The organism is Leifsonia williamsii (assembly GCF_030433685.1).
GTDB classification, from domain to species: Bacteria; Actinomycetota; Actinomycetes; order Actinomycetales; family Microbacteriaceae; genus Leifsonia; species Leifsonia williamsii.
On sequence record NZ_JAROCF010000001.1, the window covers coordinates 41,413 to 64,788 of the forward strand.

Here is a 23,376-nt window from a genome sequence, read left to right on the forward strand (position 1 = left end):
CCTGCCCGGACCCTCCTGGTGTTCGCTACGCTCCGCTCAAGGAGCGAGGGGGATGCGATGACGACCGAGGACGACACGACTCCGGCACGCAGGACCCGCACCTGGCGCACGCTGATCGCGGTCGCCGCCGTGCTCATCCTGGTCGCGGGAGGGATGATCGCGGGCGTCGTCGGGACGCTTCTGCTCGCCGCGCCCCGCGGCAGCTGCGACGCGGCGGCGGTCGCCGACCGGGTGCTGCCGACGATCGTGACCGTGCAGGTGCGCGGCGACGGCGGGTCGGGCAACGGCAGCGGGCAGATCATCGACGGCGACGGGCACGTCCTCACCAACAACCATGTGATCGCGCCCGGGTCGACACCGGTGGCGCTCGTGGTGCGGCTGAGCGACGGCGAGGAGCTGCCCGCAACGCTCGTCGGTCGTGACCCCAAGACCGACCTCGCGGTGCTGAAGGTGACGAGCGAGGAGTCGCTCCCCGTCATCCGGACCGGCGACTCCGGCTCGCTCTCGGTCGGCCAGCCGGTCGTCGCGCTCGGGGCGCCGCTGGGACTGTCCAGCACGGTCACCGCCGGAATCGTCAGCGCGCTCGGCCGCACGGTTCCGGTGCCGAGCAACGACGCCACGAACGCGGTGCTCGCCGGCGCCATCCAGACCGACGCCTCCATCAACCCGGGCAACTCGGGCGGCGCCCTCGTGGACTGCGACGGCCGGCTCGTCGGCGTGAACACCGCCATCGCGACCGTTCCGAGCGGCGGCGGCCAGTCGAGCAGTGGCAGCGTCGGCATCGGCTTCGCCGTCCCGGTCGCTCAGGCGCTGCCGATCGCGCGCGAGCTCATCGAGCACGGGAGGGTCGACCACCCGAGCGCCGGTGTCTCGGTCACGCCGATCCCGCCGTCGGTGGCCGCCGCCTTCGGCATCACCGACGGGCTCTTCGTGCAGTCGGTCGCGTCCGGCGGCCCGGCGGACGAGGCCGGCATCCGGGCGGGCGACATCCTGACGAGCGTGAACGGGCGCCCCGCGACCAGCGTCGACGCGCTGACCGCGGTGCAGGTGACGAGCAGTGCCGGCGACACGGTCGACGTGGAGTACCTGCGCGGCGGGGCGAAGCACACGGCGACGGTGACGCTGCGCTGAGGAGGAGGCGGCGCTGAGGTCGTCAGCCGGCTTACTATCGAGGTAGGCTGACGGAGGCGGAAGGAGCCCCAGTATGCTGCGCGTCCTCAGGAACGTCGTCGTCGCGATCGTCGCGGTCGTCGCGCTGGTCGTCGTGGGCTTCCTCGCCTGGGCGTCGACGCCGATGATGGGCGACCGCGCAGCTGCGCTGACGGTCTGGCGCAACCCCGCCGTCCAGATCGAGGACGCGGGCGACGCCGTCGTCCTGACGCCCGCCGAGGGCGCCTCCGGCACCGGGCTGGTCTTCGTGCCCGGCGCACTGGTCGACCCGTACGCCTACCTGTCCACGCTCTCGGGTGCGGTGGAGGAGGCCGGCCTCACGGTGATCATCACCAAGCCGACCCTCAACCTGGCCTTCTTCGACCAGCGGCCGCTCAGCGCCTTCACCGCCCATGCCCCGGAGGTGCGCGACTGGTACGTCGGCGGCCACTCGCTGGGCGGGGTCCGGGCCTGCCAGCTGGCCCACTCCGCCGACGTGAAGGGACTCATCCTGTTCGGCTCGTACTGCGCGACCGACGTGAGCCGGACGCCGCTGCGGGTCCTGTCGATCGGCGGCGAGCGCGACGGCCTGAGCACGCCGCAGAAGATCGCCGCCGCACGGCACCTGCTGCCGGCCGACGCGCGGCTCGTGGAGGTGCCCGGCATGAACCACGCGCAGTTCGGTGCCTACGGGCCGCAGCCGGGCGACCGTACGCCGACCATCGACGACACGCAGGCGCGGGCCGCGATCACGCAAGCGCTGGTCGGATTCCTCGGCTGACCCGGCCGGGCGAGGCATGGACCGGCCCGATGACACGCAGCCCGAATCCCGGTCCTTGACGCCCGATTCCGCACGGCGCTAGCTTGGCGACGCCGGTCGCGGAGGGGGTTCGCAGACATGTCGGTCGCCGAGAAGACGCAGAGCAGTACCGCCAAGCTGTCCATGCTGACGATGGCCGGGATGGTCGTCGGCTCGATGGTCGGCGCGGGCATCTTCACCCTGCCCGGCCGGTTCGCGCAGGAGACCGGGGTCCTCGGCGCCCTGATCGCGTGGTCGGTCGCCGGGTTCGGCATGCTGATGCTGGCCTTCGTGTTCCAGCTCCTCGCGAACCGCAAGCCCGAGCTCGACGCGGGGGTGTACGCGTATGCCAAGGCCGGGTTCGGGCAGTACCTCGGGTTCTTCTCCGCCTTCGGCTACTGGGCGAGCGCGGCGATGGGGCTGGTGTTCTACTGGGTCTTCATCATGTCGACCATCGGGGCGGTCGTCCCGGCGCTCGGCGACGGCGACACCCTCCTGGCGATCGGCATCTCGTCGGTCGGACTGTGGGGGTTCTTCCTGCTGATCCGGCGGGGCCTCCAGCAGGCGGCGGTCATCAACCGCATCGTCACGGTGGCCAAGCTGGTCCCGATCGTGGTCTTCGTGCTGCTCGCGCTGTTCGCGCTCAAGCCCGAGGTATTCGCCGAGAACTGGGCCGGCGCCTCGTACGCCGGGCCGCTGTTCGACCAGATCACCGGGACGATGCTGGTCACGGTCTTCGTCTTCCTCGGCGTCGAGGGCGCGAGCGTCTACTCCCGGCACGCCCGCCGCCGGCAGGACGTCGGCACGGCGACCATCCTCGGCTTCCTCAGCGTGTTCGCCGTGTTCGCCTCGGTCACGATCGTCTCGTACGGGGTGCTGCCGATGGGCGAGATCGCGCAGCTGCGCCAGCCGTCGATGGGCGGGGTGCTGGAGGCGGCCGTCGGCCCCTGGGGCGCCTGGCTGGTGAGCATCGGCCTCATCGTCTCGGTGCTCGGGGCCTACCTCGCCTGGTCGCTGATGGCCGCCGAGGTGCTGTTCGTGGCGGCCAAGGACGAGGACATGCCGCGGTTCCTCGCCCGCTCCAACACGGCAGACGTGCCGGGGCCCGCGCTGCTGATGACCGCGATCTTCGTGCAGGTGATCCTCGTCGTCACCTACTTCTCGCAAGACGCCCTGAACTTCGCGCTCGATCTGACGAGCGCGCTGACCCTCATCCCGTTCTTCCTCGTCGCCTGCTACGCGCTCAAGCTCGTGACGACGAGAGAGACCTATCGGGAGAGCCCGAAGGGGTGGATGCGCGACCTCGTCGTCGCCGTGCTCGCGACCCTCTACACCGCGTTCCTGCTCTACGCGGCCGGGCTCCGGTTCGTCCTGGTGTCGCTGATCATCTATGCGCCGGCGACCATCCTCTTCGTCATGGCCAGACGCGAACAGGGCAGGAGGCTGTTCTCGGGCCGAGAGCTCGTCATCCTCGCCGTCTCGATCGCGGGCGCGGTCCTCGGGATCGTCGCCCTGGCGGTCGGCTGGATCACGATCTGACCGCATCCCATGGGAAGGAAGTCACGTGTCTGATGCAACCGCGCCCCACGGCGTCCACTCCGAGGTCGGGCAGCTGCGCAAGGTCCTCGTCTGCTCGCCGGGCCTCGCGCATCACCGGCTGACGCCGACCAACTCCGACGAGCTGCTGTTCGACGACGTGATGTGGGTCGACAACGCCGTCCGCGACCACGCCGCCTTCGTCGGCGACCTGCGCTCGCGCGGCGTGGAGGTGGTGGAGCTGCACGAGGCCCTCGCCGAGACCGTGGCGACCGCGGAGGCGCGCGACTGGCTGCTCGACCGCAAGCTCCAGCCGTCGCTCGTCGGGCCGGGGCTCGTCGAACCGACGCGGGAGTACCTGGAGACGCTCACGCCGGCCGAGCTGGCGCGGTTCCTGATCGGGGGCCTGTCGGCGCGCGACCTGCCCGAGCAGTACGGCAACGACCATCTCGCCCTGGCGCAGGACTCGACGGGAGGGTGGGAGTACCTGATGCCGCCCCTCCCCAACACCCTCTACACCCGCGATACGACCTGCTGGATCTATGGCGGCGTCACGCTGAACCCGCTGTACTGGCCGGCGCGACACGACGAGACGCTGCTCATGAAGGCCGTCTACCGGTTCCACCCCGGGTTCGCCGGCTCGACCGTGTGGTGGGGCGACCCGGAGGAGGATCAGGGCCGCGCCACCCTCGAGGGCGGCGACGTGATGCCGGTGGGCAACGGCGTCGTGCTGATCGGGATGAGCGAGCGCACCTCGCGCCAGGCGATCACGCAGCTCGCCGCAGCACTGTTCGACCAGGGCGCGGCCGAGCGGGTCATCGTCGCGGCGATGCCCCGGCTGCGCTCCGCCATGCACCTCGACACCGTCTTTACGTTCGCCGACCGGGACATCGTCACGCTGTACCCGCGCATCATGGACCAGGTGCGCACGTTCACGCTCCGGCCCTCCGACCACGCGTCCTCCGACCATGCGTCCCCCGGCCGGACGCCCGTAGTGGCGGTCATCGACGAGGGGCAGCGCGCGTTCGTCGACGTCGTCGCGTCGGCGCTCGGGCTGGACCGCCTTCGGGTGATCGAGACGGCGGGCGACAACTACGAGTCCGAGCGGCAGCAGTGGGACAGCGGCAACAACGCCGTGGCCCTGCGCCCCGGCGTCGTCTACACGTACGACCGCAACACCGCGACCAACGCGCTGCTGGAGAAGGCCGGCGTCGAGGTGATCCCGATCGTCGGCGCGGAGCTCGGCCGCGGCCGCGGCGGCGGGCACTGCATGACGTGCCCGATCGCGCGTGACGCGGTCGACTACTGAGCACGCGGCACGGAGTGACGCCGGGGATCCGTTAGGAATCCCGCCCGGGCCGTATGGATTCCGTTAGCACCCGCTGAGGGGCCTCCGCACCGGTGTTGGATCGGGCATTGCGCCTGTGGGCGTGCGGCCGCCGACCGGCGGGCGCCATCCCTCCTGACTGGAGTGTCTCTCGTGCTTGACGTCGTCTACGTACTGGGCGTGATCGCCCTGTTCGTGATCTTCGGCCTGGTCGGCAGGGCGGTGGAGAAGCTGTGATCGTCTTCGAGCTGATCGCCGCCGCCCTCGCCGTGGCCGCCCTGTTCTATCTGGTGGTCGCCCTCGTGAAGCCGGAGAAGTTCTGATGACCTGGTTGTTCGCGATCGCGGCCCTGCTCACGGTCGCCCTCGTCCTCGCGGTGCTGTACCGCCCGCTCGGCGACTACATGGCCTGGATCTACACGTCGCGGAAGGACTGGCGCGTCGAGCGCGGCATCTACCGCCTCATCGGCGTCGACCCCCGCTCCGAGCAGACCTGGCAGGCCTACCTGCGCAGCGTGCTCGTCTTCTCCGCCGTCGGCCTGCTGCTCCTCTACGGGCTGCAGCGGCTGCAGCAGTGGCTGCCGTACTCGCTCGGCCTCCCGGCCCCGTCGGAGGACCTCTCGTTCAACACGGCCGCCTCCTTCGTCGGCAACACCAACTGGCAGTCGTACTCGCCGGAGCAGACGCTCGGCTACACCGTGCAGTTCGCCGGGCTCGCCGTGCAGAACTTCGTCTCGGCGGCCGTCGGCCTGGCGGTCGCCATCGCCCTGGTGCGCGGGTTCGCCTCCCGCCGGTCCGGCACCATCGGCAACTTCTGGGTCGACCTGATCCGCGGCTCCCTGCGCCTGCTGCTGCCGATCGCGGTGATCGGCGCGATCGTGCTCCTCGCGGGCGGGGTCATCCAGAACCTCAACGGGTTCACCGACGTGACGACGCTGAGCGGCGCCACGCAGTCGATCCCCGGCGGCCCGGTCGCGTCGCAGGAGGCGATCAAGCTGCTCGGCACCAACGGAGGCGGCTTCTTCAACGCCAACTCGGCGCACCCGTTCGAGAACCCCACCGCGTGGACCAACGTGGTGGAGGTCCTGCTCATGCTGGTCATCCCGTTCGCCCTCCCGCGCACCTTCGGCCGCATGGTCGGCAGCAACAAGCAGGGGTACGCGATCCTCAGCGTGATGGGCATCCTCTACGTCGCCTCGTTCGCGATCCTCACCGCCCTCGAGACCGCCGGTCGCGGCACCGCCCCCGAGCTGGCCGGCGCGGCGCTGGAGGGCAAGGAGGACCGCTTCGGCATCCTCGGCTCGACGCTGTTCTCGACCACCAGCACCGGAACCTCCACGGGCGCGGTCAACGCGATGCACGACTCGTTCACGGCCCTCGGCGGGATGCTGCCGATGCTGAACATGATGCTCGGCGAAGTCTCGCCCGGCGGCGTCGGCTCGGGCCTGTACGCGATCCTCGTGCTCGCCGTGATCGCCGTCTTCATCGCCGGGCTGCTGATCGGCCGCACCCCGGAGTACCTGGGCAAGAGGATCGGCCCGCGCGAGATCAAGCTGGCCGGCCTCTACATCCTGGTGATGCCCGCGACGGTGCTGATCGGGACGGCGCTCAGCTTCGTCCTCCCCGGCGTCCGCGAGAGCGTGGAGAAGACCTCCATCCTCAACCCGGGCGTGCACGGGATGTCGGAGGTGCTCTACGCCTTCACCTCGGCGGCCAACAACAACGGCTCGGCGTTCGCCGGCCTGACCGCGAACACCCCGTGGATGAACACCGCGCTCGGCGTGGCCATCCTCGTCGGCCGGTTCGTGCCGATCGTGTTCGTGCTCGCGCTGGCCGGATCGCTCGCGGCGCAGGACAAGGTGCCCGCCAACGCGGGCACGCTGCCCACGCACCGCCCGCAGTTCGTCGGCCTGCTCACCACGGTCACCGTCCTCGTGACCGCCCTCACCTTCTTCCCCGTTCTCACGCTGGGTCCCCTGGCGGAAGGGCTGCAGTAACGATGTCCATCACCACCACCGCAACGACACCCGCGCCCGCGGGCCACGAGCCGCACGGCCCCGCGCCGCGGACACCCGCCGGCGCGTTCTCCTGGAGCCAGATCGTGCAGGCGCTCCCCGGCACGTTCCGCAAGCTCGACCCGCGCCTGCAGTGGCGCAACCCGGTCATGTTCGTGGTCTGGGTCGGCGCCGTGCTCACCACCGCACTGGCCGTGGCCGAGCCGTTCCTCGGCGGCCCGGCGGAGTCCGGCGGCACCGTCGTGCCCTGGTCGTTCACCGGGGCCATCGCGATCTGGCTCTGGCTGACGGTCCTGTTCGCCAACCTGGCCGAGGCCGTGGCCGAGGGGCGCGGCAAGGCGCAGGCCGACACGCTCCGCAAGACGCGCACGAGCACGACCGCGCACCGGGTCGCCGACTATGACGCCTCCGTCGATCCGTCCGCCGAGCGGGCCGTGATGGAGGACGTCTCGTCCGCCGACCTGCGCCTCGGCGACACGGTCGTCGTGGCCGCCGGCGACCTGATCCCCGGCGACGGCGACATCGTCTGGGGGATCGCCTCGGTCGACGAGTCGGCCATCACCGGCGAGTCGGCTCCGGTCATCCGGGAGTCAGGAGGCGACCGCAGCGCCGTCACCGGCGGCACCCGCGTGCTCTCGGACCGCATCGTCGTGCGCATCACGTCGAAGCCGGGCGAGACCTTCGTCGACCGGATGATCGCGCTCGTCGAGGGCGCCGCCCGGCAGAAGACGCCCAACGAGATCGCGCTGTCGATCCTCCTCGCCGCCCTGACCATCGTCTTCGTGGTGGTGGCGCTCACCCTGAACCCGATCGCGTCGTACGCCGCGAAGCCGGTGAGCATCGCGGTACTGGTCGCCCTGCTGGTGTGCCTGATCCCGACGACCATCGGCGCCCTCCTGAGCGCCATCGGCATCGCCGGCATGGACCGGCTGGTGCAGCGCAACGTGCTGGCGATGTCCGGCCGGGCCGTGGAGGCCGCGGGCGACGTCACCACGCTGCTGCTCGACAAGACCGGCACGATCACCTACGGCAACCGCCGGGCGAGCGCCTTCGTGCGGCTCGGCGGGGTGCAGGAGCAGGAGCTGATCCGCGCCGCCGCGCTGTCGTCGCTCGCCGACCCGACGCCGGAGGGCACCTCGATCGTGGAGCTCGCCGTGCGCGAGGGCGTCGACGTCGGGACCACCGCCCCCGGCGAGATCGTGCCCTTCACCGCCCAGACCCGCATGTCGGGGCTCGACCTGCCGGACGGCACGCAGATCCGCAAGGGCGCCGGCTCGGCGGTCATCGCCTGGCTGGAGGCCGACGGCACGCGCCTCGCCTCGAGCCTGGTGGCGGAGCTGGAGGAGCACACCGAGCACATCTCGCAGAGCGGCGGCACTCCGCTCGTCGTCGCCAGGAAGAGCGCCGACGGCACGGGCGAGGTCCTCGGCGTCGTCCACCTCAAGGACGTCGTCAAGGAGGGGCTCGCCGAGCGCTTCGCCGAGCTGCGCGCCATGGGCATCCGCACCGTGATGATCACCGGCGACAACCCGCTCACCGCGCAGGCCATCGCGAAGGAGGCCGGCGTCGACGACTTCCTCGCGGAGGCCACCCCCGAGCAGAAGCTCGCCTACATCCGCACGGAGCAGGAGGGCGGCAACCTCGTCGCGATGACCGGTGACGGCACGAACGACGCCCCCGCGCTCGCGCAGGCGGACGTCGGCGTGGCGATGAACTCGGGCACCTCGGCGGCGAAGGAGGCCGGCAACATGGTCGACCTCGACTCCGACCCGACGAAGCTCATCGACATCGTCCGGATCGGCAAGCAGCTGCTGATCACCCGCGGAGCGCTCACCACCTTCTCGATCGCGAACGACGTGGCGAAGTACTTCGCCATCATCCCGGCCATGTTCATGGGGGTCTTCCCCGGGCTGTCGGTGCTCAACATCATGGGCCTGCACTCCCCCGCCTCCGCGGTGCTGTCGGCCGTGATCTTCAACGCGATCGTGATCGTGCTGCTCGTCCCGCTCGCGCTGCGCGGCGTCCGCTACCGGGCCGCCAACGCCTCCGCCACCCTCAGCCGCAACCTCCTGGTCTACGGCGTCGGCGGCATCATCGCCCCCTTCATCGGGATCTGGCTGATCGACCTGGTCGTCCGCCTCATCCCCGGATTCTGAGCTCAGGAGCCGTACGCAATGAACACCACAACCCGCTCCACCGGCCGCCTCACCTGGGTCGCGATCCGCTCGATGGTCCTGCTGACCCTCGTGCTGGGCGTCGGCTACATGCTCGTGATCACGGCCGTCGGCCAGCTCGCGCTGCCCTGGCAGGCGAACGGCTCGACCGTGAAGGACGAGGCCGGCCAGGTGGTCGGCTCCGCCCTGATCGGGCAGTCCTTCTCCGACGGGGACGGCAAGCCGCTGCCGCAGTTCTTCCAGCCGCGCCCGTCCGCCGCCGGCGACGGGTACGACGGGAAGGCCTCCTCCGGCTCCAACCTCGGCCCCGAGAACCCGGACCTGATCGCGGCGATCCGCGAGCGCAAGGCGGCCGTCGCCTCCTTCAACGGCGTCGCCGAGAGCGCGGTCCCCGCGGACGCGGTGACCGCCTCCGGCTCGGGCCTCGACCCCCACATCAGCCCCGCGTACGCCGAGCTGCAGGTGCGCCGGGTCGCCGAGGCCCGCGATCTCTCCGAGGCGTCGGTGCGCACGCTCGTCGCCGAGCACACCCAGGGTCGCGACGTCGGGTACCTCGGCGAGCCGACCGTGAACGTGCTGCAGCTCAACCTCGCGCTCGAGAAGCTGAAGGGCTGACCATGACCCACCGCGGGCGGCTCCGGGTGCTGCTCGGCGCCGCCCCGGGCGTCGGCAAGACCTACACGATGCTCGAGGAGGGCAAGAGGCTGGCCGGCGAGGGCACGGACGTCGTCGTCGCGATCGTGGAGACCCACGGTCGCGCGGCGACGGCCGCCATGACGGCCGGGCTCGAGATCGTGCCGCGGCGGTCGCTCTCGCACCGGGACGTGGAGCTCGACGAGCTCGACCTCGACGCCGTGCTGCGGCGAGCGCCGACGATCGCGCTGGTCGACGAGCTCGCCCACACGAACGCCCCCGGCTCGCGCAACCAGAAGCGCTGGCGGGACGTGGAGGAGCTGCTCGCCGCGGGCATCCACGTCATATCGACCGTCAACATCCAGCACATCGAGTCGCTGAACGACGTGGTCGAGCAGATCACGGGGGTCCCGCAGCGCGAGACGATCCCCGACGAGGTGCTCCGGGCCGCCGACCAGGTCGAGGTGATCGACCTGGCCCCGCAGGCGCTGCGCGATCGCCTCTCGGGCGGTTTCGTCTATCCGGCCGAACGGATCGACGCCGCGCTCTCCAACTACTTCCGCCTCGGCAACCTCACCGCGCTGCGCGAGCTGGCACTGCTCTGGCTCGCCGACGAGGTCGACCAGGCCCTGCGCGACTACCGCACCGAGCACGGCATCGACAGCACCTGGGAGGCGCGCGAGCGCGTCGTCGTCACCCTGACCGGCGGGCAGGAGGGCGAGACCCTGCTGCGCCGCGGCGCCCGGATCGCCGCCCGCTCCTCCGGCGGTGAGCTGCTCGCCGTGCACGTCACGAGCCAGGACGGCCTGCGCGCCATCGACCCGGCCGCCCTCGCCCAGCAGCGCTCGCTGGTGGAGCAGCTCGGCGGCACCTTCCACCAGGTGGTCGGGACCGATATCCCGGAGGCCCTGGTCGCCTTCGCCCGCTCGGTCAACGCCACCCAGCTCGTCATCGGCGTCTCGCGGCGCAGCCGGCTCGCCGCCCTCCTCACCGGTCCGGGGATCGGCGCGACCGTCATCCGGGAGGCCGGCAACATCGACGTGCACATCGTCAACCACGACGCCGCGGGCGGCCGGTTCGCGCTCCCGCGCATCGGCGGGGCGCTGACCCTGCGACGCCGGCTGAGCGGCTTCCTGCTGGCGCTGCTCGCCGGCCCGCTGCTCACGTGGCTGCTGGTGACCTTCCGCTCGGCCGACTCGATCACCAGCGACGTGCTCGCCTACCAGCTGCTCGTCGTGGTCGTCGCCCTGGTCGGCGGCATCTGGCCCGCCCTGTTCGCGGCCGTGCTCTCGGGGCTGACCCTCGACTTCTTCTTCGTGGAGCCGTACAACACCATCACGATCAGCCGGCCCCTCCACCTCGTCGCCATCGGCCTCTACGTCGTCAACGCGGTCCTCGTCAGCGTCATCGTCGACACGTCCGCCCGCAAGACCCGCGCGGCCCAGCGCTCGGCGGCGGAGGCGGAACTGCTGCAGACGATCGCGGGCAGCGTGCTCCGCGGGCAGGGCGCCGTGCAGGCCCTGGTCGAGCGGACCAGGGAGGCGTTCGCGCTGCCCGGCGTACGGCTCGTCCGCGGCGACACCGTGCTCGCGACGAGCGGCGAGGGGCTCCCGGACGACCGGCACACCGCCCTCCCCGTCGGCGAGCATGCCGTGCTGGAGCTGCACGGCCCGGACCTGCCCGCCTCGGAGCGGAGGCTGCTCGCCGTCATCGTCGCGCAGCTCCGCGCGGCGCTCGAGCACAGCGACCTGCAGGAGGCCGCGGACGAGGCCCTGCCGCTCGCCGCCTCCGACCGGATCAGGACCGCCCTGCTCTCGGCTCTCAGCCACGACCTGCGACGCCCACTAGCGGCCGCGGCAGCCGCCGTCGGCGGGCTGCGCACCGCCGGCGCCCACCTCGACGAGCGCGACCGGGAGGAGCTGCTCGCCACCGCGCACGAGAGCCTCCGCACCCTCACCGGGCTCGTCACCGACCTGCTCGACGTCAGCCGGCTGCAGGCCGGCGTCCTCGCCGTCTCGCCCGTCCCCGTCGACGTCGCCGACACCATCGCGCCCGCCCTCGACGAGCTCGCCCTCGGGCCGGATGCGGTCGAGCTGCACGTCGGCGACGACCTCCCTCCCGCGCTCGCCGACCCCGGCCTCCTGCAGCGCGTCGTCGTCAACCTGCTCGCGAACGCCGTGCGGCACAGTCCGGAGGGCCGGCCGGTGCGGCTCAGCGCCAGCACCTTCGCGGGCAGAGTGGAGTTGCGGGTCGTCGACCACGGCCCCGGCATCCCGCCCGAGCGCCGCGACGACGTGTTCGTGCCGTTCCAGCGGCTCGGCGACACCGACAACACGACCGGCCTCGGCCTCGGGCTCGCGCTCTCCAAGGGGTTCGTGGAGGGGATGAGCGGCACGCTCTCGCCCGAGGACACCCCCGGCGGCGGGCTCACCATGGTGGTGTCGCTGCCGGCGGCGCCCGCTGAACGCGCCTCCACCCCCACCCCCGCCGCCACCACCGACCGGGAGGACGCCCGATGAAGGTCCTGATCGCTGACGACGACCCCCAGCTGCTGCGCGCCCTGCGCATCACGCTCGGGGCGAAGGGCTACGACATCCTTCACGCCGCCGACGGCGCCGAGGCGGTCTCGGTGGCGGTCGACCACCACCCCGACCTCTACCTGCTCGACCTCGGGATGCCGCAGCTCGACGGCATCCAGGTCATCCACGCGATCCGCGGCTGGTCGGACGCGCCCATCCTCGTCGTCTCCGGCCGCACGAGCGCCGGCGACAAGGTCGACGCGCTCGACGCCGGAGCCGACGACTACATGACCAAGCCGTTCGCCATCGAGGAGCTGTTCGCCCGCATCCGGGCGCTCACCCGCCGCACGACGCACCACGACGTCGACACCGTGGTCGCGCTGGGCGACGTGACGATCGACCTCGGCGCGCGCGCCGTCACCCGCACGACGCCGGAGGGGTCGACCCACGTCCGCCTGACGCCCACCGAGTGGCAGGTGCTGGAGGTGCTCCTCCGCAACCCCGGCCGCCTGGTGAGCCGCCAGACCATGCTGACCACGATCTGGGGCTCGGAGCACGTCAGCGACTCGGGCTACCTGCGGCTCTACGTCTCACAGCTGCGGAAGAAGCTGGAGGCCGACCCGGCCCACCCGCGCCACCTCCTCACCGAGCCGGGCATGGGCTACCGGCTGGAGCTGGACGCCGAGGAGCCCGCGGGCTAGCGGGGCACGCGGCGCAGCGACTCCTGCTCGGGCACGGAGTCGTAGAGCAGCCCCCACTCGCGCTCGTACCCGACCGGGTCGAGGTCGCCCGCGGCGCGCCGATCCTCCAGCTCGCGGAACCGGCCGATCACCTCCCGCACCCGCACCGGGTCGCCGTAGACGGCGTCCTCGTACGCGGTGCGGTAGAAGACGGCCGTCACCGTTCGCGACCGCGCCCGCAGCCCGGCCGTACGGCGGTGCAGCGCCCAGCACGACGCGATGTAGCAGGCGACGGCCAGGAACCCGGCGAGCACCGGAGGCACATGGTCGGCGGCGACGGCCATCCCGAAGACCCCGATCACCGCGCCGGCGAACGGCCACCACCGGCCGGCATGCAACAGCCGGCGCTCGGCCGTGGTCACGCCCGGCGGGTACACAGTGACGGTGATGCGCCGCCACACCGTGGGAGACGCGGGGGCGTGCTCCACGGCGCCCCAGCGGAGCGAGCCCTCGGTCAGACGCCTCAACAGTTCGCGCACGACTCCATCGTGTGCCGCCGACCGCCGGGCGATCCCACCCCTGACGGAACGCATACGCGTCTGCGCGATCTCCTGACGCTTCCCCTACGCCACGCGGGCCGACCGTAAGGGTTCCGTGTTTTTCCGGGCGGCCGCCGCATGGGTCTCGTCAGGGCCGCCCCTCCGCCGCCTTCGCTCGCGTAGACCGGAGCGCATGACCCTGACACGCATCCTCCCCACCCTGCGCCGCACCCTCCCCGAGCCCCTCCACCCGGCGCACTGGCCAGCCCACACCCGCGCGACCGTCGACGACGTGGTGGTGGCCGGCGTCTCGATGATCCGGCTGGCCGCGTGGTGCGGAACGCCGTGCCTGCACACCGACGAGACGCTCTCGGTGATCGTCACCCGCGTCCAGCACCTCGAGCGCCGCGCCGACGGCTCCCTCGCGCTGTGGTTCGACGCGGACGTGTCGACGGTCGACGCCGACATGGAGCAGGCGCGGCTCGTCGGCCGCCTCACCGTCGCGCCGGCCCGGCGGGTGCTGGTCGGGGGTGGGGAGGTCGAGCTGCCCGGCGACCTCGTCGTCGGCGACCTGGTGGTGATTCCGGCGCGGTCGATGGTGACGCTGCACGAAGTGGACCCGCGGCGGCGGGGGGCGGCGGGTGCGGCGTCGGAGGGAGGCCCGGCGTCGGCGGACGAGTGGAGCGGGCGCTGCGGGCGGTGAGCCCGACGCGTCCGGTCCTCCCGCCCCGCCGCCGCTCGATGCCCTAGGCCACCGCGCCCTCGTCCACCCCCACCTTCGCCTTCGCCCACGACCGCCCGCGCGTGTCCTTCAGGATCGTGTACTCCACGTCCACGTGCGGTTCGATCGCGCTGTACTTGTCGTTCGGGGCGCCGATGACGAGCTGGAAGCCGAGGCCGCGCCAGGCGCCGATGGCGCGCTTGGTGAAGTGGGCGTCCGCCTTGATCAGCGCCTCGTCCATGAAGACCGGGGCGTAGCGGGGGCGCTCGGCGCCGGCGTCGCCGAGCTGGTAGCGCAGGGCCGCTCCGACGATGAAGGCGATCAGCTCCTGGGACTCGCCGCCCGACTTCTCGCCGATGTGGTCGTAGAGGGCCACGTGCTGCTTCGTCGTCGCCTCCACCCGCTCGGCGCTGACCCGGACGTGGTTGCGCACGTCCACCAGCTCGGCGAAGTCGGGGGCGGAGCGGCGGAGGTGGCCGATCAGGCGGGACATGCGGCGGTAGGCCTGCTCGCGCTCCTCCTCCGTCGACGCGGCCTCGATGAGGGCGCGCACGTCGCGCAGCTCGCGGCGGAACCGCTTGCGGGCGTCCGACTGGTTCTCGCGCGTGGCGATCTGCAGGCGGTGGCCGTCGTCGTAGAACGGCAGGTCCTGCATGATCCGGTTGATCGGCTCGATGCGCTCCCTGATCTCGCGCAGCGACCGCGAAAGGGTCGAGTCGAGGTTGGTGAGGTCATTGCCCGAGAGCTTCAGGAGGCTGCCCCTCCACTCCTCCTCCAGCTCGTGGAGGCCGCTGGTCTCGAGCGCGACGAGCATGCGCTCGAAGTCGTCCACCGACGTGTCGGGGTCGGCCAGCAGGTTCGGGTTCTCCCAGCGGTCGAGGAAGGTTCGCATCACGCGCGCCATGCTCTCTCGGAGGTCCTCGTGGGCGTCCCGCGCAGCCCGGCTGTCCTCCGCCAAGCGCTGGGCGGCCATCCCGAGCGCCGCGTCGAAGCGGGTGAGGAGGGCGGAGGCGCCGAGCGACTCCCGCCCGCCGTCCAGGGTGAAGCGCTCGTCGAGGTACGCGGCCTGGTCGGCGGTCAGCGCGCGGCCGGCGTCCTCGGCGTCGTCGATGATCGACTGCGCCGCGTCGACGTCGTCGGAGATGCCGGCCCACTGCTGCTCCAGGCGGTCGTGCTCGCCCTGGTCGCGGCCGACCTGGTTCTGCAGGTCGGCGGCCTTCGCGCGCAGCTCGGCGATGCGCTCCTTCAGGCGGCCGATCTCCGGGTTGCTGCCGGTGACCTCCGCCTCCAGCGCCGCCCAGCGGTCGCGGTCGGCCTCGGCGGCGTCGACGTCGACCTGCTCCCAGGTCAGCTCGGCGACCCTCCCGGACGCGGCCCGGCGGTCCTCGAAGGAGGCGTACGCGGTGTCGGCGTCGGCCAGCGACGACTGCGCCGCCGCGAGGCGTGCGCGCGCCCGGTCGAGCTGCTCGTCGAGCTCGCGCAGCCGCCGTCCGCTGGAGAAGCCGAGCACGTTGAGCCGGCCGTGTCCGCCGTGCGCGCCGCGGCTGCCCTGCGAGATCTGCCCGGCGATGGTGACGGCCATGCGGTGGAGGGACAGGTCGGCCGGGTCGTCGACGCAGACGAAGCCGAACCGCTCCTCCAGCCGCTGCCGCAGCCAGCCGGTGAACGGCGACTCCCGGTAGTCGAGGCGCCCGGGGAGGGTCAGCGGGTCGCTTGCGCCTCCCGCCTCCAGGCCCGCCTGTACGCCCTCGTAGCGCAGCCGCTCCGGCGTGCGCACGGCATCGACGGCGGCGCGGAACCGGCTGAGGTGGGCGGCATCGATCAGCAGGGTGGTGGCGAACCCGCCGAGGGCGAGGTTGAACGCCTCGCGCCACGGCTCGAACTCGGTCCGCACCTCCACCAGCTCGCCGACGAACGGCAGCTCGTCCGGCGACAGCCCGGCGGCCTCGGCGAGCAGCAGCCGCGACTCGTGCAGCCGGCGCGGGATGCTGCCCGTGTGCAGCTCGGCGCTGCGGCGCTCGCCCTCCAGCTCGGCGACCTCGGCCTCCGCCGCCCGCTGCGCGGAAACGGCCTCGGTGTACGTCGCCAGCACGGCGCGGCGGGTGTCGGCGTCGGCCCGGCCGGCGGTCGCCCCGGCGATCAGGCCGTCGAAGTCGGCGCGGCTGCCGACCTCGGCGCCGAGCACCTGAAGGTCGGCGTCCAGCCGCTCGCGGTTCTGCCGCACGGTCGTCAGGCGCGCCTCGGCGGCACGCAGCTCGCGCTGAGCGGTCTCGAGCCGGTCGCCGCCGGAGGCGCGCAGCACGTCGGCGAGCCCCTCGCGCTCGACCTCCGCGGCCTCGGCGAGGGCCGCCTTCTCGCGCAGGGCCGCGTCGAGGGCGCGCGTGCGGTCGCGGACCTCGGACTCGACGGCGCGCAGCAGCTCCAGTCGGCGCTGCGCACGCCACAGCGACACCAGCGACGACGGGTCGGCCGGCACGCCCAGCTCGTCGATCAGCCGCATGCGCTCGGCCGCCGACGCCATCCGCTCGCGCAGGCCGCGGATCGGTTCCAGCGCGGCGACCTGCTGCTTGGCCTCCAGCATCCGCAGGCGGGTGCCCTCGAGCTCGTCGAAGTGCGCGACGACGGCGTCGGCCGTCGTCATCGTCTCCGGCTCCTCCAGCACGAGCCGCTTGTAGAGGTCGTCGACCGTGGTGATCTGCTGGCCCGCCTGGATGCGCGCGAGCAGGCTCATGGCCTTGGCGCCCGCCCCCGCCGCGCCGATGCCGAGCACCGCGTGCAGCCGGGCCGAGAACTCGCGGTCGGTGCCGATCGGGCCGAGGCCGGCGGCGCGCAGGGACGCGTCGGTGAAGCGCTGCGTCGCCGCCGCCTGCAGCGCAGCGAGGTCGAGCGGGCCGTCGACGGTCGCCCGCACCCGCACGGTGTCCTCGAGGATGCGCGCGGCGGCCGGGATGTACCAGGCGCGGACCGCGGTGAACCGCGACCCGTCGTGGTCGAGCCAGGTCATCGCCACGGCGGTCCAGGTGTCCTCGCCGTCGCCGCGGAGCACCCGCACCTTCGTGCCCTCCTCGGTGCGGGTCTCGTCGAGCTTTCCGCGGCCGTAGGAGAGGATGTTGCGCTGCTCGTCACCGCGCGGGCGCCCGGTAACTCCCCCGTTGGAGGCGCCGTTGAAGGGGGTCGTGTGCGGCATCATGAGCGCGATGTACGCGTCCATCAGGGTCGACTTGCCCGACCCGGAGCCGCCGCAGAGCAGGGTGGCTCCGGGCGAGAAGCGCACGCGGTGGGCGCCGTCGTAGCCGCCCCAGTTCACCAGCTGGAGGTCCTCGGCGAGCCACTGCTGGCCCCGGGAGGCGGCGGGGATCAGCCCGAAGAGGGTGTCGAGCATCGTCACAGGGCAGCGTCCTCCTCGGCGGGGGCGGTCTCGGCGTCGGCGGTCTCGGCGTCGGCGGTCTCGGCGCCGGTCTCGTCGTCCTCGTCCTGCACGGTCTGGTCGCGCAGCCACTCGCGCAGCTCGAGCAGGCGCTCGGCGCTCAGCACCACCTCCACGAGCGGGCTGATCCGGTAGCGGCCGGCCGACTCCTCGGTGACGATGCCGTCGCGCGCCAGCCGCTCCAGCGCCTTGCGCACCGCCTTCTGCCGCCGGGAGGTGCCGCCGTCGTGATCGGCGAAGTAGCTGAGCACGGTCTGCTCGATGTCCTCGACGTCGACCCGCACCGACGGCTCGCCCGCCGCCGACTCGCGCTGGTACACCGTGCGCAGGTGGACGAGGACCAGCGTCTCCGACCGGGTGTACGGCACATCGCGGAGCAGGATCGGCACCTCCACCTCGTCGGAGCGCACCTGCTGCTTGTACGCGAGCCCGCGGCCGTGGTCGATCACCAGGCGCACGTAGAGGTCGTTGAGCCGCGACTCGATCACCTGCTGGTGGTCGAGCAGCACCGTCCATTCCTGCCGGTTGCGCTCGGCTGCGAGGAAGCGGCGCTGGAGAAGGTGCACCAGCACGCGCCGTACCTCCGGGTCGAGCACGCCGCGGTCGCCGGGGAACAGCTCGTCGGGGTCGTCCTCCATCGCGACGGGCTCGATGAAGGGGGCGTCGGCGCCCACCTCATCCGGCTCCTTCAGCGTCACGGTGTCAGTCATGGTCGTGCTCCCTCATGGTGCGGGCGGTCACCGCGCCGAACGCGAACCGCCTGGACGTGCCGTCGGGTCGCAGCGCCTCGACGACGGAGACGCGTTCGCTCTCCGTCATGCCGTTGCGGTGCGCGATCTCCAGCAGGCCGAGCAGGTCGACCGGCCGCCTCGTCTCGTCGTCGGCGCCCTCGAACGCGTCTCCCAGGTCGAACTCGTCGCCGAGCCCTGCGACGTACGCCTCCAGCTCGGCGTACCGCGGGCCGCCCCAGGCGCGGGTGTCGTCGCCGACGAACTCGACGTCGGCGGGGTCGTCGGTCAGCGGCGCCGGCCGCCCCGGCGCGCGCAGGTCGCTCACCGACTGCCGCAGGTGGCGGATCGCGGCGTTCGGGAGGCTGCGCACCGGCGTCACCGGCGCGTCCGGCGACGACGTGCTGGTCCAGGCCTGCAACCCGGCGATCACATCCCGCAGCAGCTCGTCCACCTGCCGATCGCGCACCGGGTCGTGCGTCTTTACCTGCCCGGTGATCACGTGGGAGGCGCGGCGCTGCGCGGTCAGCACCTCCTGCACCCCCAGCTCGATGCGCCGGGCGACCGCCTGCAGCTCGTCGCGCTGGGCGGCGTCCATGAGGCGCGAGAACGGCAGGGCGAGCAGGTCGTGCAACTGCTCGGTGAGCGCGTCGATGCGTTCCGGGTCGCCGATCAGGCGCAGCGCGCCCGCGAAGGCCCGACCCTCGGCCGTGGCCTGCATGACGTGCTGGCCGCGCTCCAGGTACTCGCGCAGCACCTCGCCGGTCGGCCGCACGTCCCGGCGCAGGTCGGCGACCACGTCCCGCTGCATCGCCTTGATCGACTCGGCGACGCGGGTGAAGTCGGCGGGCAGCTCGCGGGCGAGGTGGAGGATGTTCTCGGCCTCCTCCAGCAGCTCCTCGTCGTCGGCGGGCTCGGCGAAGCCGTCCTCCAGGCGCGCGATCTCGGCGTCGAGAGCCTCGCGCTCCTGGCGCAGCCGGGCGAGCCGGCGGGCGGGGTCGACCTCGGCGTCGCCCGCGAGGCGCTCGACGGCCTCCAGCAGTGTGCGCACGCGCGAGTTGGAGACGCGGGCCCGGCCGCCGCCGGTGCGCCCGGTGATCTCGAGGGCGCCGACGGCGTGCGCCGAGAGCCGGTACACCTCGGTGTCGCCCTCGATCTGCGGCAGCAGCCAGCCCGCCCGCACCCACTCGCGGCAGATGTCGCGGGCGGAGCCGGAGGGCAGCCTCCGCTCGTCCTCGTCGTACCCGGCCGCGCGCAGCTCGTCGAGCACCTCGCCCAGCTCGGCGTGCGCGTCCGCGACCGCGACGGCCGGCCGGTCGGCGGTGAAGAGGAGGGAGAGCACGGCGACCACGAACGGCGCGGACCGCCGGTGCAGCAGGTGCAGGGTCGGGGTCTTGAACGCGTTCACGGAGCGCACGTACGCCGCCTCCGCGCGCGTATTCGTCATGAGTTCACGATAACCGGCGCGGCAGGGGGCTCCGGACGCTGCACGGGGTCAGGACTCGGCGCTCAGCGCGATCGTCCCGATCCCGAGCGCGGCGAGGATGCCGGCGGAGACGCGCTCCAGCCACGTCGTGACGGCGGGGCGCTTCAACCACGCCACCGCGCGCCCCGCGAGCAGCGCCACCGCGACGAGGTAGGCCGACCCGACCAGCGCGTCGATCGCTCCCAGCAGCAGGGTGCTCGGGATGGCGGAGCCGTCGTGCGGGACGAACTGCGGCGCGACCGCGAGGAAGAACAGGCCGACCTTCGGGTTCGTGAGCGTCGACAGCGCCCCGGCGAGGAACCCGGAGCGCAGGGAGGTGCGACGCACCTCCAGGTCGACGGCGTCGGCGGCCGTGTGCTTGCGGCTCGCCAGGAACGCGGCGACGCCGAGGTAGACCAGGTACAGGCCGCCCACGATCTTGAGCACGCGGTAAATCTCTGCCGACTGCTCCAGCAGAGCGGCCAGACCGAACGCCACCGCAACGGCCCACACCATCGAGCCGAGGGCGGAGCCCGCCGCGGCCGCCATCCCGGCGCCCGGTCGCGACAGGCTGAAGCGCAGCACGAGGAACGTGTCGGGGCCCGGCGTGATGGCGAGCACGAGGCACAGGCCGGCGAAGGCGAGCAGGCTGGCGGCGGTCATGCGGACAAGTATGCCGCGACCGGGACCGCTCCCTCCGCCTTCAACCGCTTCATGACGAGCGTCGATGTGAGCCGCTGGACGCCGGGGAGCCGGCCCAGCGTGCCGTCGTAGAGCCGCTGGTACGCGGCGAGGTCGGGCGTGAGCACGCGGAGCATGTAGTCCGGGTCGCCGAAGAGGCGCTCGGCGGCGACGATCTCGGGGATGGCGACCACGGCCTCCTCGAACGCCTCGATCGTCTCCAGGTCGGTGCGGCCGATGGTCGCGAACACGACCGCCTCGAAGCCGAGGCCGACCGCCTCCGGCGACAGCACCGCGCGGTAGCCGACGATGGCGCCGTCGCGCTCGAGCTCGCGCACCCGGCGGTGGCAGGCGGAGAGGCTGAGGCCGATGCGCGCGGCGAGATCGGTGACCGTCAGCCGGCCGTCCGCCTGGAGTTGCGCAAGGATCTCCCGGTCGAGTGCATCCACGCGAGCGATTCTTCCACGTGTTCGGCCGGTCGGCGCAGAACTTCGGAGCACATTCGGCGCCGTTTCCCGTAGCTTCTTCGACGAAAGGAGGCCGCACCGTGGATCCCGCCCTCGTCGCCCAGTTCTGGACCATCGGCCTGCTGCTCGTGCTCACGCCCGGCGCCGACTGGGCGTACGCCATCGCGGCGGGCGTGCAGACCCGCAACGTGGCCCCCTCGATCCTCGGGATGCTCGCCGGATACACGCTCGTGGTCTCGGCCGTCGCACTCGGCGCCGGCGCTCTGGTGACGCGCATCCCGGGTGCGCTGATGGCGCTGACCGTGATCGGCGGCGCCTACCTCATCTGGCTCGGCATCCGCACCCTGACCAGCCCGGCCGGGCCGATCACCGCGGGCGACGCGACGATCGACGGCGTGCCACTGAAGCGCTTCCTCCGCGGCGCGGGGGTGAGCGGGATCAACCCGAAGGGGCTCCTGCTGCTGCTCGCGCTCCTCCCCCAGTTCACGACCCCGCACGCGCTGCCGCCGACGCTGCAGATGTTCGGCCTGGGCGCCATCCACCTGATCAACTGCGCGGTCGTGTACTCGATCGTGGCGGTGCTCGCCAAGCGCCTCCTGCGCTCCCGGCCCCGCGCCGCCTTCTACGTGACGAAGGCGGCGGGTGTCGCGATGGTCGGGATCGGGCTGGCGCTGCTCGCGGAGCGGGTGGCGGAGGCGGTGGGGTGACGGCTTACATTATTTGATACGTGTAATTTCACACGTTACACTCGCGATGCTCGTCGAGACAGGCGAGAACACCACAGGAGGTGCATCGTGGGCCGGAAATCACAACCATCGGGTTGGTCGGCAGTCCTGGCAGCAGCAGTTCTACTGGCATCAGGGGCGGTCGCTGGTTGCTCGCAGCAGTATTCGTCTCCGATCGGGCAGTGCTCGCCCAACTACACCCTTACCAATCCCCACGGACGATTCGCCATCCAACAGGCGGGAAGGAATCAGTCGGTACAGTGGGGCGTCTATCCGAGCGCCGACATCCAGGCGCGCGCCCGACGTTACAAGCTCGACGTCTACGTCGGGTCCCGCCGTGTCGACTCGAAGACCCAGGCCTATGCCCCGCACGGTTCGATCTCCCAACGAGATGTCAGCGGCAAGAACGGGCAGATCGTGAAGATCAGCGGAACCGTCAGCGACGCAGCGAGCAATATTCTCTACCTGACCGTGCAATGCCACCTTGCCCGCTAGCCGATAGGACGTAGTCATGGTTGATGGCTTCACCGCAGCGGAACTGGTCGAAATCAGATCTCTGGTCCTCGCGGATGTTGCGACCTCGGGAGTCGCTCTTGGCGAATTCACCCTGTTCGACGGGCGAAGCAGCGCGGGCACCTCCCCGGATGCTTACCGCGTGATCGAGGGGGACATCGGCCCTACGGATGATCTTTTCGCACAGGTGGACGGGCACTGGATGCGGATTGCCGCCGACACGGTTCCCGATGCGGCCTCGATGGTCCTCGCGCAGCTGCAGGACGACATCATCGACGCGCTCGGCCGCGGTTGGCCGGAGATCGTCGATGCGAACAACCGCTTCGAGGGAGTCGCTGTGGCCAGAGGCGAATCTGCCGGCGAGCCCGCGGGCTGGTATGTGAACACCCGGCGGCTGTGCGCGATCGGTCGACTCGCTCGTCACCAGTGACCCTCATCACTTCGACCGGCCGGCCGCCCGCAACGGCTGCCAGCGCAGCCTCGGTATTGCTCGGCATCGCGGTAGCCCTGTCGCTGTTCCCTTCCGCCATCCCCTACCTTCTCGCAGGGGCAGTTGCGACGATGGTCGCGCCGACGCGCCACCAGAAGGTGCTCTCCGCCGCCCTCGTCGCTACCGTGGGCTGGACGCCCTGGCCTTTGCCTGCCGCCTTCGGCGCCGTCGCGTGGTGGATCTCTGGAGGGCGACCCCCGACTATTGGGCCGAGCACCCAGGCGGTCCACGCCCGCAGCCTGGCATGGCAGCTGCCTCGGCCGCGGTCCTCGGTCTGATCGGTGTCGCGATCTCCTGGGACAGGATCGGTGGCGACGCTTCGCCGCTGATGCCGCTCGAGCGGCCGCCTGTTCTCGTGACGATCGTCGTCGTGGCCGCCCTCGCGGCTGCGAACGCCGGGGCGGAGGAGGCCTTGTGGCGGGTTGCGCTGCTGTCCGAACAGTCCGCCGACCCAGCGCCGAATATGTGGCTTGCGCAGGCGATGTCCTTCGGCATCGCGCACTGGGCGGGCCTGCCGTACGGACCGGCCGGTGTCTTGGCATCCGGGACGTTGTCCCTCGTCCTGATGCTCGCGCGAGCGCGATACGGATTCCTGCGCGTGCTGATCATCCACGGGGTCGTCGATGTCGTCATCTTCGCCGCCGTGTTCATGTTCGCGATCTACCCGCCGAGTTAGCAGACCCCCAAACCCTTCACCTCGGAAGGCCGCTGCTTCACCCTCGCCGCGTCGGCAGCCGGGGAAGAGAAGGCGTCTGATTGCTCCCGAGGCCGCCGCGCCGGCACCCGACA

Annotated in this window: 21 protein-coding genes; 15 read left to right on the forward strand and 6 right to left on the reverse strand. The window is 71.9% G+C overall.

The genetic code is table 11. From position 1 onward, the window contains the following. Positions 1-57: 57 nt before the first annotated feature. The 10 genes from P5G50_RS00175 to P5G50_RS00220 all read left to right on the forward strand — a co-directional run bounded on the left by P5G50_RS00175 (position 58) and on the right by P5G50_RS00220 (position 12,852). Positions 58-1,131 (forward strand): S1C family serine protease, encoded by a 1,074-nt coding sequence (locus tag P5G50_RS00175; protein WP_301209669.1) that lies wholly within the window; start codon positions 58-60, stop codon positions 1,129-1,131. 73 nt (positions 1,132-1,204) lie between these two features. Then, positions 1,205-1,930 carry an alpha/beta hydrolase gene (locus P5G50_RS00180; protein ID WP_301209670.1) on the forward strand — a complete coding sequence of 242 codons (726 nt, stop codon included), beginning with the start codon at positions 1,205-1,207 and terminating at the stop codon, positions 1,928-1,930. A 117-nt stretch (positions 1,931-2,047) separates the two neighbouring features. After that, the gene (locus tag P5G50_RS00185; protein ID WP_301209671.1) at positions 2,048-3,487 is read left to right on the forward strand and encodes a basic amino acid/polyamine antiporter; all 1,440 of its coding nucleotides are present in this window, start codon (positions 2,048-2,050) and stop codon (positions 3,485-3,487) included. 25 nt (positions 3,488-3,512) lie between these two features. Beyond that, a complete protein-coding gene (locus tag P5G50_RS00190) occupies positions 3,513-4,793 on the forward strand; it encodes an arginine deiminase (RefSeq protein ID WP_301209672.1) in 1,281 nt (426 codons plus the stop codon). 251 nt (positions 4,794-5,044) lie between these two features. After that, positions 5,045-5,134, forward strand: a complete 90-nt coding sequence (locus P5G50_RS00195) for a potassium-transporting ATPase subunit F (RefSeq protein ID WP_301209673.1) — start codon at positions 5,045-5,047, stop codon at positions 5,132-5,134. Beyond that, positions 5,134-6,807 carry a potassium-transporting ATPase subunit KdpA gene (kdpA, locus tag P5G50_RS00200; RefSeq protein ID WP_301209674.1) on the forward strand — a complete coding sequence of 558 codons (1,674 nt, stop codon included), beginning with the start codon at positions 5,134-5,136 and terminating at the stop codon, positions 6,805-6,807. Before P5G50_RS00195 ends, kdpA begins: the two co-directional genes overlap by 1 nt. A 2-nt stretch (positions 6,808-6,809) precedes the next feature. Further along, positions 6,810-8,981: a potassium-transporting ATPase subunit KdpB gene (kdpB, locus tag P5G50_RS00205; RefSeq protein WP_301209675.1), complete on the forward strand. Its 2,172-nt coding sequence runs from the start codon at positions 6,810-6,812 to the stop codon at positions 8,979-8,981. Positions 8,982-8,999: 18 nt separating this feature from the next. Further along, the gene (kdpC, locus tag P5G50_RS00210) at positions 9,000-9,614 is read left to right on the forward strand and encodes a potassium-transporting ATPase subunit KdpC (RefSeq protein ID WP_301209676.1); all 615 of its coding nucleotides are present in this window, start codon (positions 9,000-9,002) and stop codon (positions 9,612-9,614) included. Positions 9,615-9,616: 2 nt separating this feature from the next. After that, the gene (locus tag P5G50_RS00215; protein ID WP_301209677.1) at positions 9,617-12,151 is read left to right on the forward strand and encodes a DUF4118 domain-containing protein; all 2,535 of its coding nucleotides are present in this window, start codon (positions 9,617-9,619) and stop codon (positions 12,149-12,151) included. Further along, on the forward strand, positions 12,148-12,852 hold the full coding sequence (locus tag P5G50_RS00220) for a response regulator (protein WP_301209678.1): 705 nt from the start codon (positions 12,148-12,150) through the stop codon (positions 12,850-12,852). The genes P5G50_RS00215 and P5G50_RS00220 overlap by 4 nt, the downstream gene beginning before the upstream one ends. On the opposite strand, the gene P5G50_RS00225 is transcribed toward P5G50_RS00220, so the two are convergent. Further along, the gene (locus tag P5G50_RS00225; RefSeq protein ID WP_301209679.1) at positions 12,849-13,370 is read right to left on the reverse strand and encodes a DUF6611 family protein; all 522 of its coding nucleotides are present in this window, start codon (positions 13,368-13,370) and stop codon (positions 12,849-12,851) included. The genes P5G50_RS00220 and P5G50_RS00225 overlap by 4 nt on opposite strands. Before the next feature lie 193 nt (positions 13,371-13,563). Here P5G50_RS00225 and P5G50_RS00230 point away from each other — a divergent pair, with 193 nt between their 5' ends. Beyond that, positions 13,564-14,073, forward strand: coding sequence for a hypothetical protein (locus P5G50_RS00230; RefSeq protein WP_301209680.1), 510 nt, complete (start codon positions 13,564-13,566; stop codon positions 14,071-14,073). Positions 14,074-14,116: 43 nt separating this feature from the next. Here the strand turns inward: P5G50_RS00230 and P5G50_RS00235 are convergent, their stop codons facing one another. The 5 genes from P5G50_RS00235 to P5G50_RS00255 are packed head-to-tail and all read right to left on the reverse strand — an operon-like array spanning position 14,117 to position 20,841. Next, positions 14,117-17,479 (reverse strand): ATP-binding protein, encoded by a 3,363-nt coding sequence (locus tag P5G50_RS00235; RefSeq protein WP_301209681.1) that lies wholly within the window; start codon positions 17,477-17,479, stop codon positions 14,117-14,119. Next, positions 17,476-18,228, reverse strand: a complete 753-nt coding sequence (locus P5G50_RS00240; protein WP_301209682.1) for a DUF4194 domain-containing protein — start codon at positions 18,226-18,228, stop codon at positions 17,476-17,478. The genes P5G50_RS00235 and P5G50_RS00240 overlap by 4 nt, the downstream gene beginning before the upstream one ends. Beyond that, entirely contained in the window at positions 18,221-19,693 is a 1,473-nt protein-coding gene (locus tag P5G50_RS00245; protein WP_301209683.1) for a DUF3375 domain-containing protein, read from the reverse strand. The genes P5G50_RS00240 and P5G50_RS00245 overlap by 8 nt, the downstream gene beginning before the upstream one ends. A gap of 48 nt (positions 19,694-19,741) precedes the next feature. Beyond that, positions 19,742-20,374 carry a LysE family translocator gene (locus tag P5G50_RS00250; protein WP_301209684.1) on the reverse strand — a complete coding sequence of 211 codons (633 nt, stop codon included), beginning with the start codon at positions 20,372-20,374 and terminating at the stop codon, positions 19,742-19,744. After that, on the reverse strand, positions 20,371-20,841 hold the full coding sequence (locus P5G50_RS00255) for an Lrp/AsnC family transcriptional regulator (protein WP_301209685.1): 471 nt from the start codon (positions 20,839-20,841) through the stop codon (positions 20,371-20,373). Before P5G50_RS00255 ends, P5G50_RS00250 begins: the two co-directional genes overlap by 4 nt. Before the next feature lie 98 nt (positions 20,842-20,939). On the opposite strand from P5G50_RS00255, the gene P5G50_RS00260 reads away from it, so the two are divergent. The 4 genes from P5G50_RS00260 to P5G50_RS00275 all read left to right on the forward strand — a co-directional run bounded on the left by P5G50_RS00260 (position 20,940) and on the right by P5G50_RS00275 (position 23,263). After that, a complete protein-coding gene (locus tag P5G50_RS00260; protein ID WP_301209686.1) occupies positions 20,940-21,566 on the forward strand; it encodes a LysE family translocator in 627 nt (208 codons plus the stop codon). 87 nt (positions 21,567-21,653) lie between these two features. Further along, on the forward strand, positions 21,654-22,079 hold the full coding sequence (locus P5G50_RS00265) for a hypothetical protein (protein WP_301209687.1): 426 nt from the start codon (positions 21,654-21,656) through the stop codon (positions 22,077-22,079). A 16-nt stretch (positions 22,080-22,095) separates the two neighbouring features. Beyond that, complete coding sequence (locus tag P5G50_RS00270) at positions 22,096-22,527, forward strand: hypothetical protein (protein WP_301209688.1); 432 nt, start codon at positions 22,096-22,098, stop codon at positions 22,525-22,527. A 304-nt stretch (positions 22,528-22,831) separates the two neighbouring features. Continuing rightward, positions 22,832-23,263, forward strand: a complete 432-nt coding sequence (locus P5G50_RS00275) for a CPBP family glutamic-type intramembrane protease (RefSeq protein WP_301209689.1) — start codon at positions 22,832-22,834, stop codon at positions 23,261-23,263. Positions 23,264-23,376 lie beyond the last annotated feature (113 nt).

Excerpts from the sequence above, each read along its gene's own strand:
- P5G50_RS00175 (WP_301209669.1), top strand. The coding sequence starts at position 58 with ATGACGACCGAGGACGACACGACTCCGGCACGCAGGACCCGCACCTGG.
- P5G50_RS00180 (WP_301209670.1), top strand. The coding sequence starts at position 1,205 with ATGCTGCGCGTCCTCAGGAACGTCGTCGTCGCGATCGTCGCGGTCGTC.
- P5G50_RS00185 (WP_301209671.1), top strand. The coding sequence starts at position 2,048 with ATGTCGGTCGCCGAGAAGACGCAGAGCAGTACCGCCAAGCTGTCCATG.
- kdpA (WP_301209674.1), top strand. The coding sequence starts at position 5,134 with ATGACCTGGTTGTTCGCGATCGCGGCCCTGCTCACGGTCGCCCTCGTC.
- kdpB (WP_301209675.1), top strand. The coding sequence starts at position 6,810 with ATGTCCATCACCACCACCGCAACGACACCCGCGCCCGCGGGCCACGAG.
- kdpC (WP_301209676.1), top strand. The coding sequence starts at position 9,000 with ATGAACACCACAACCCGCTCCACCGGCCGCCTCACCTGGGTCGCGATC.
- P5G50_RS00215 (WP_301209677.1), top strand. The coding sequence starts at position 9,617 with ATGACCCACCGCGGGCGGCTCCGGGTGCTGCTCGGCGCCGCCCCGGGC.
- P5G50_RS00220 (WP_301209678.1), top strand. The coding sequence starts at position 12,148 with ATGAAGGTCCTGATCGCTGACGACGACCCCCAGCTGCTGCGCGCCCTG.
- P5G50_RS00230 (WP_301209680.1), top strand. The coding sequence starts at position 13,564 with ATGACCCTGACACGCATCCTCCCCACCCTGCGCCGCACCCTCCCCGAG.
- P5G50_RS00240 (WP_301209682.1), bottom strand. The coding sequence starts at position 18,228 with ATGACTGACACCGTGACGCTGAAGGAGCCGGATGAGGTGGGCGCCGAC.
- P5G50_RS00245 (WP_301209683.1), bottom strand. The coding sequence starts at position 19,693 with ATGACGAATACGCGCGCGGAGGCGGCGTACGTGCGCTCCGTGAACGCG.
- P5G50_RS00250 (WP_301209684.1), bottom strand. The coding sequence starts at position 20,374 with ATGACCGCCGCCAGCCTGCTCGCCTTCGCCGGCCTGTGCCTCGTGCTC.
- P5G50_RS00270 (WP_301209688.1), top strand. The coding sequence starts at position 22,096 with ATGGTTGATGGCTTCACCGCAGCGGAACTGGTCGAAATCAGATCTCTG.
- P5G50_RS00275 (WP_301209689.1), top strand. The coding sequence starts at position 22,832 with ATGGCAGCTGCCTCGGCCGCGGTCCTCGGTCTGATCGGTGTCGCGATC.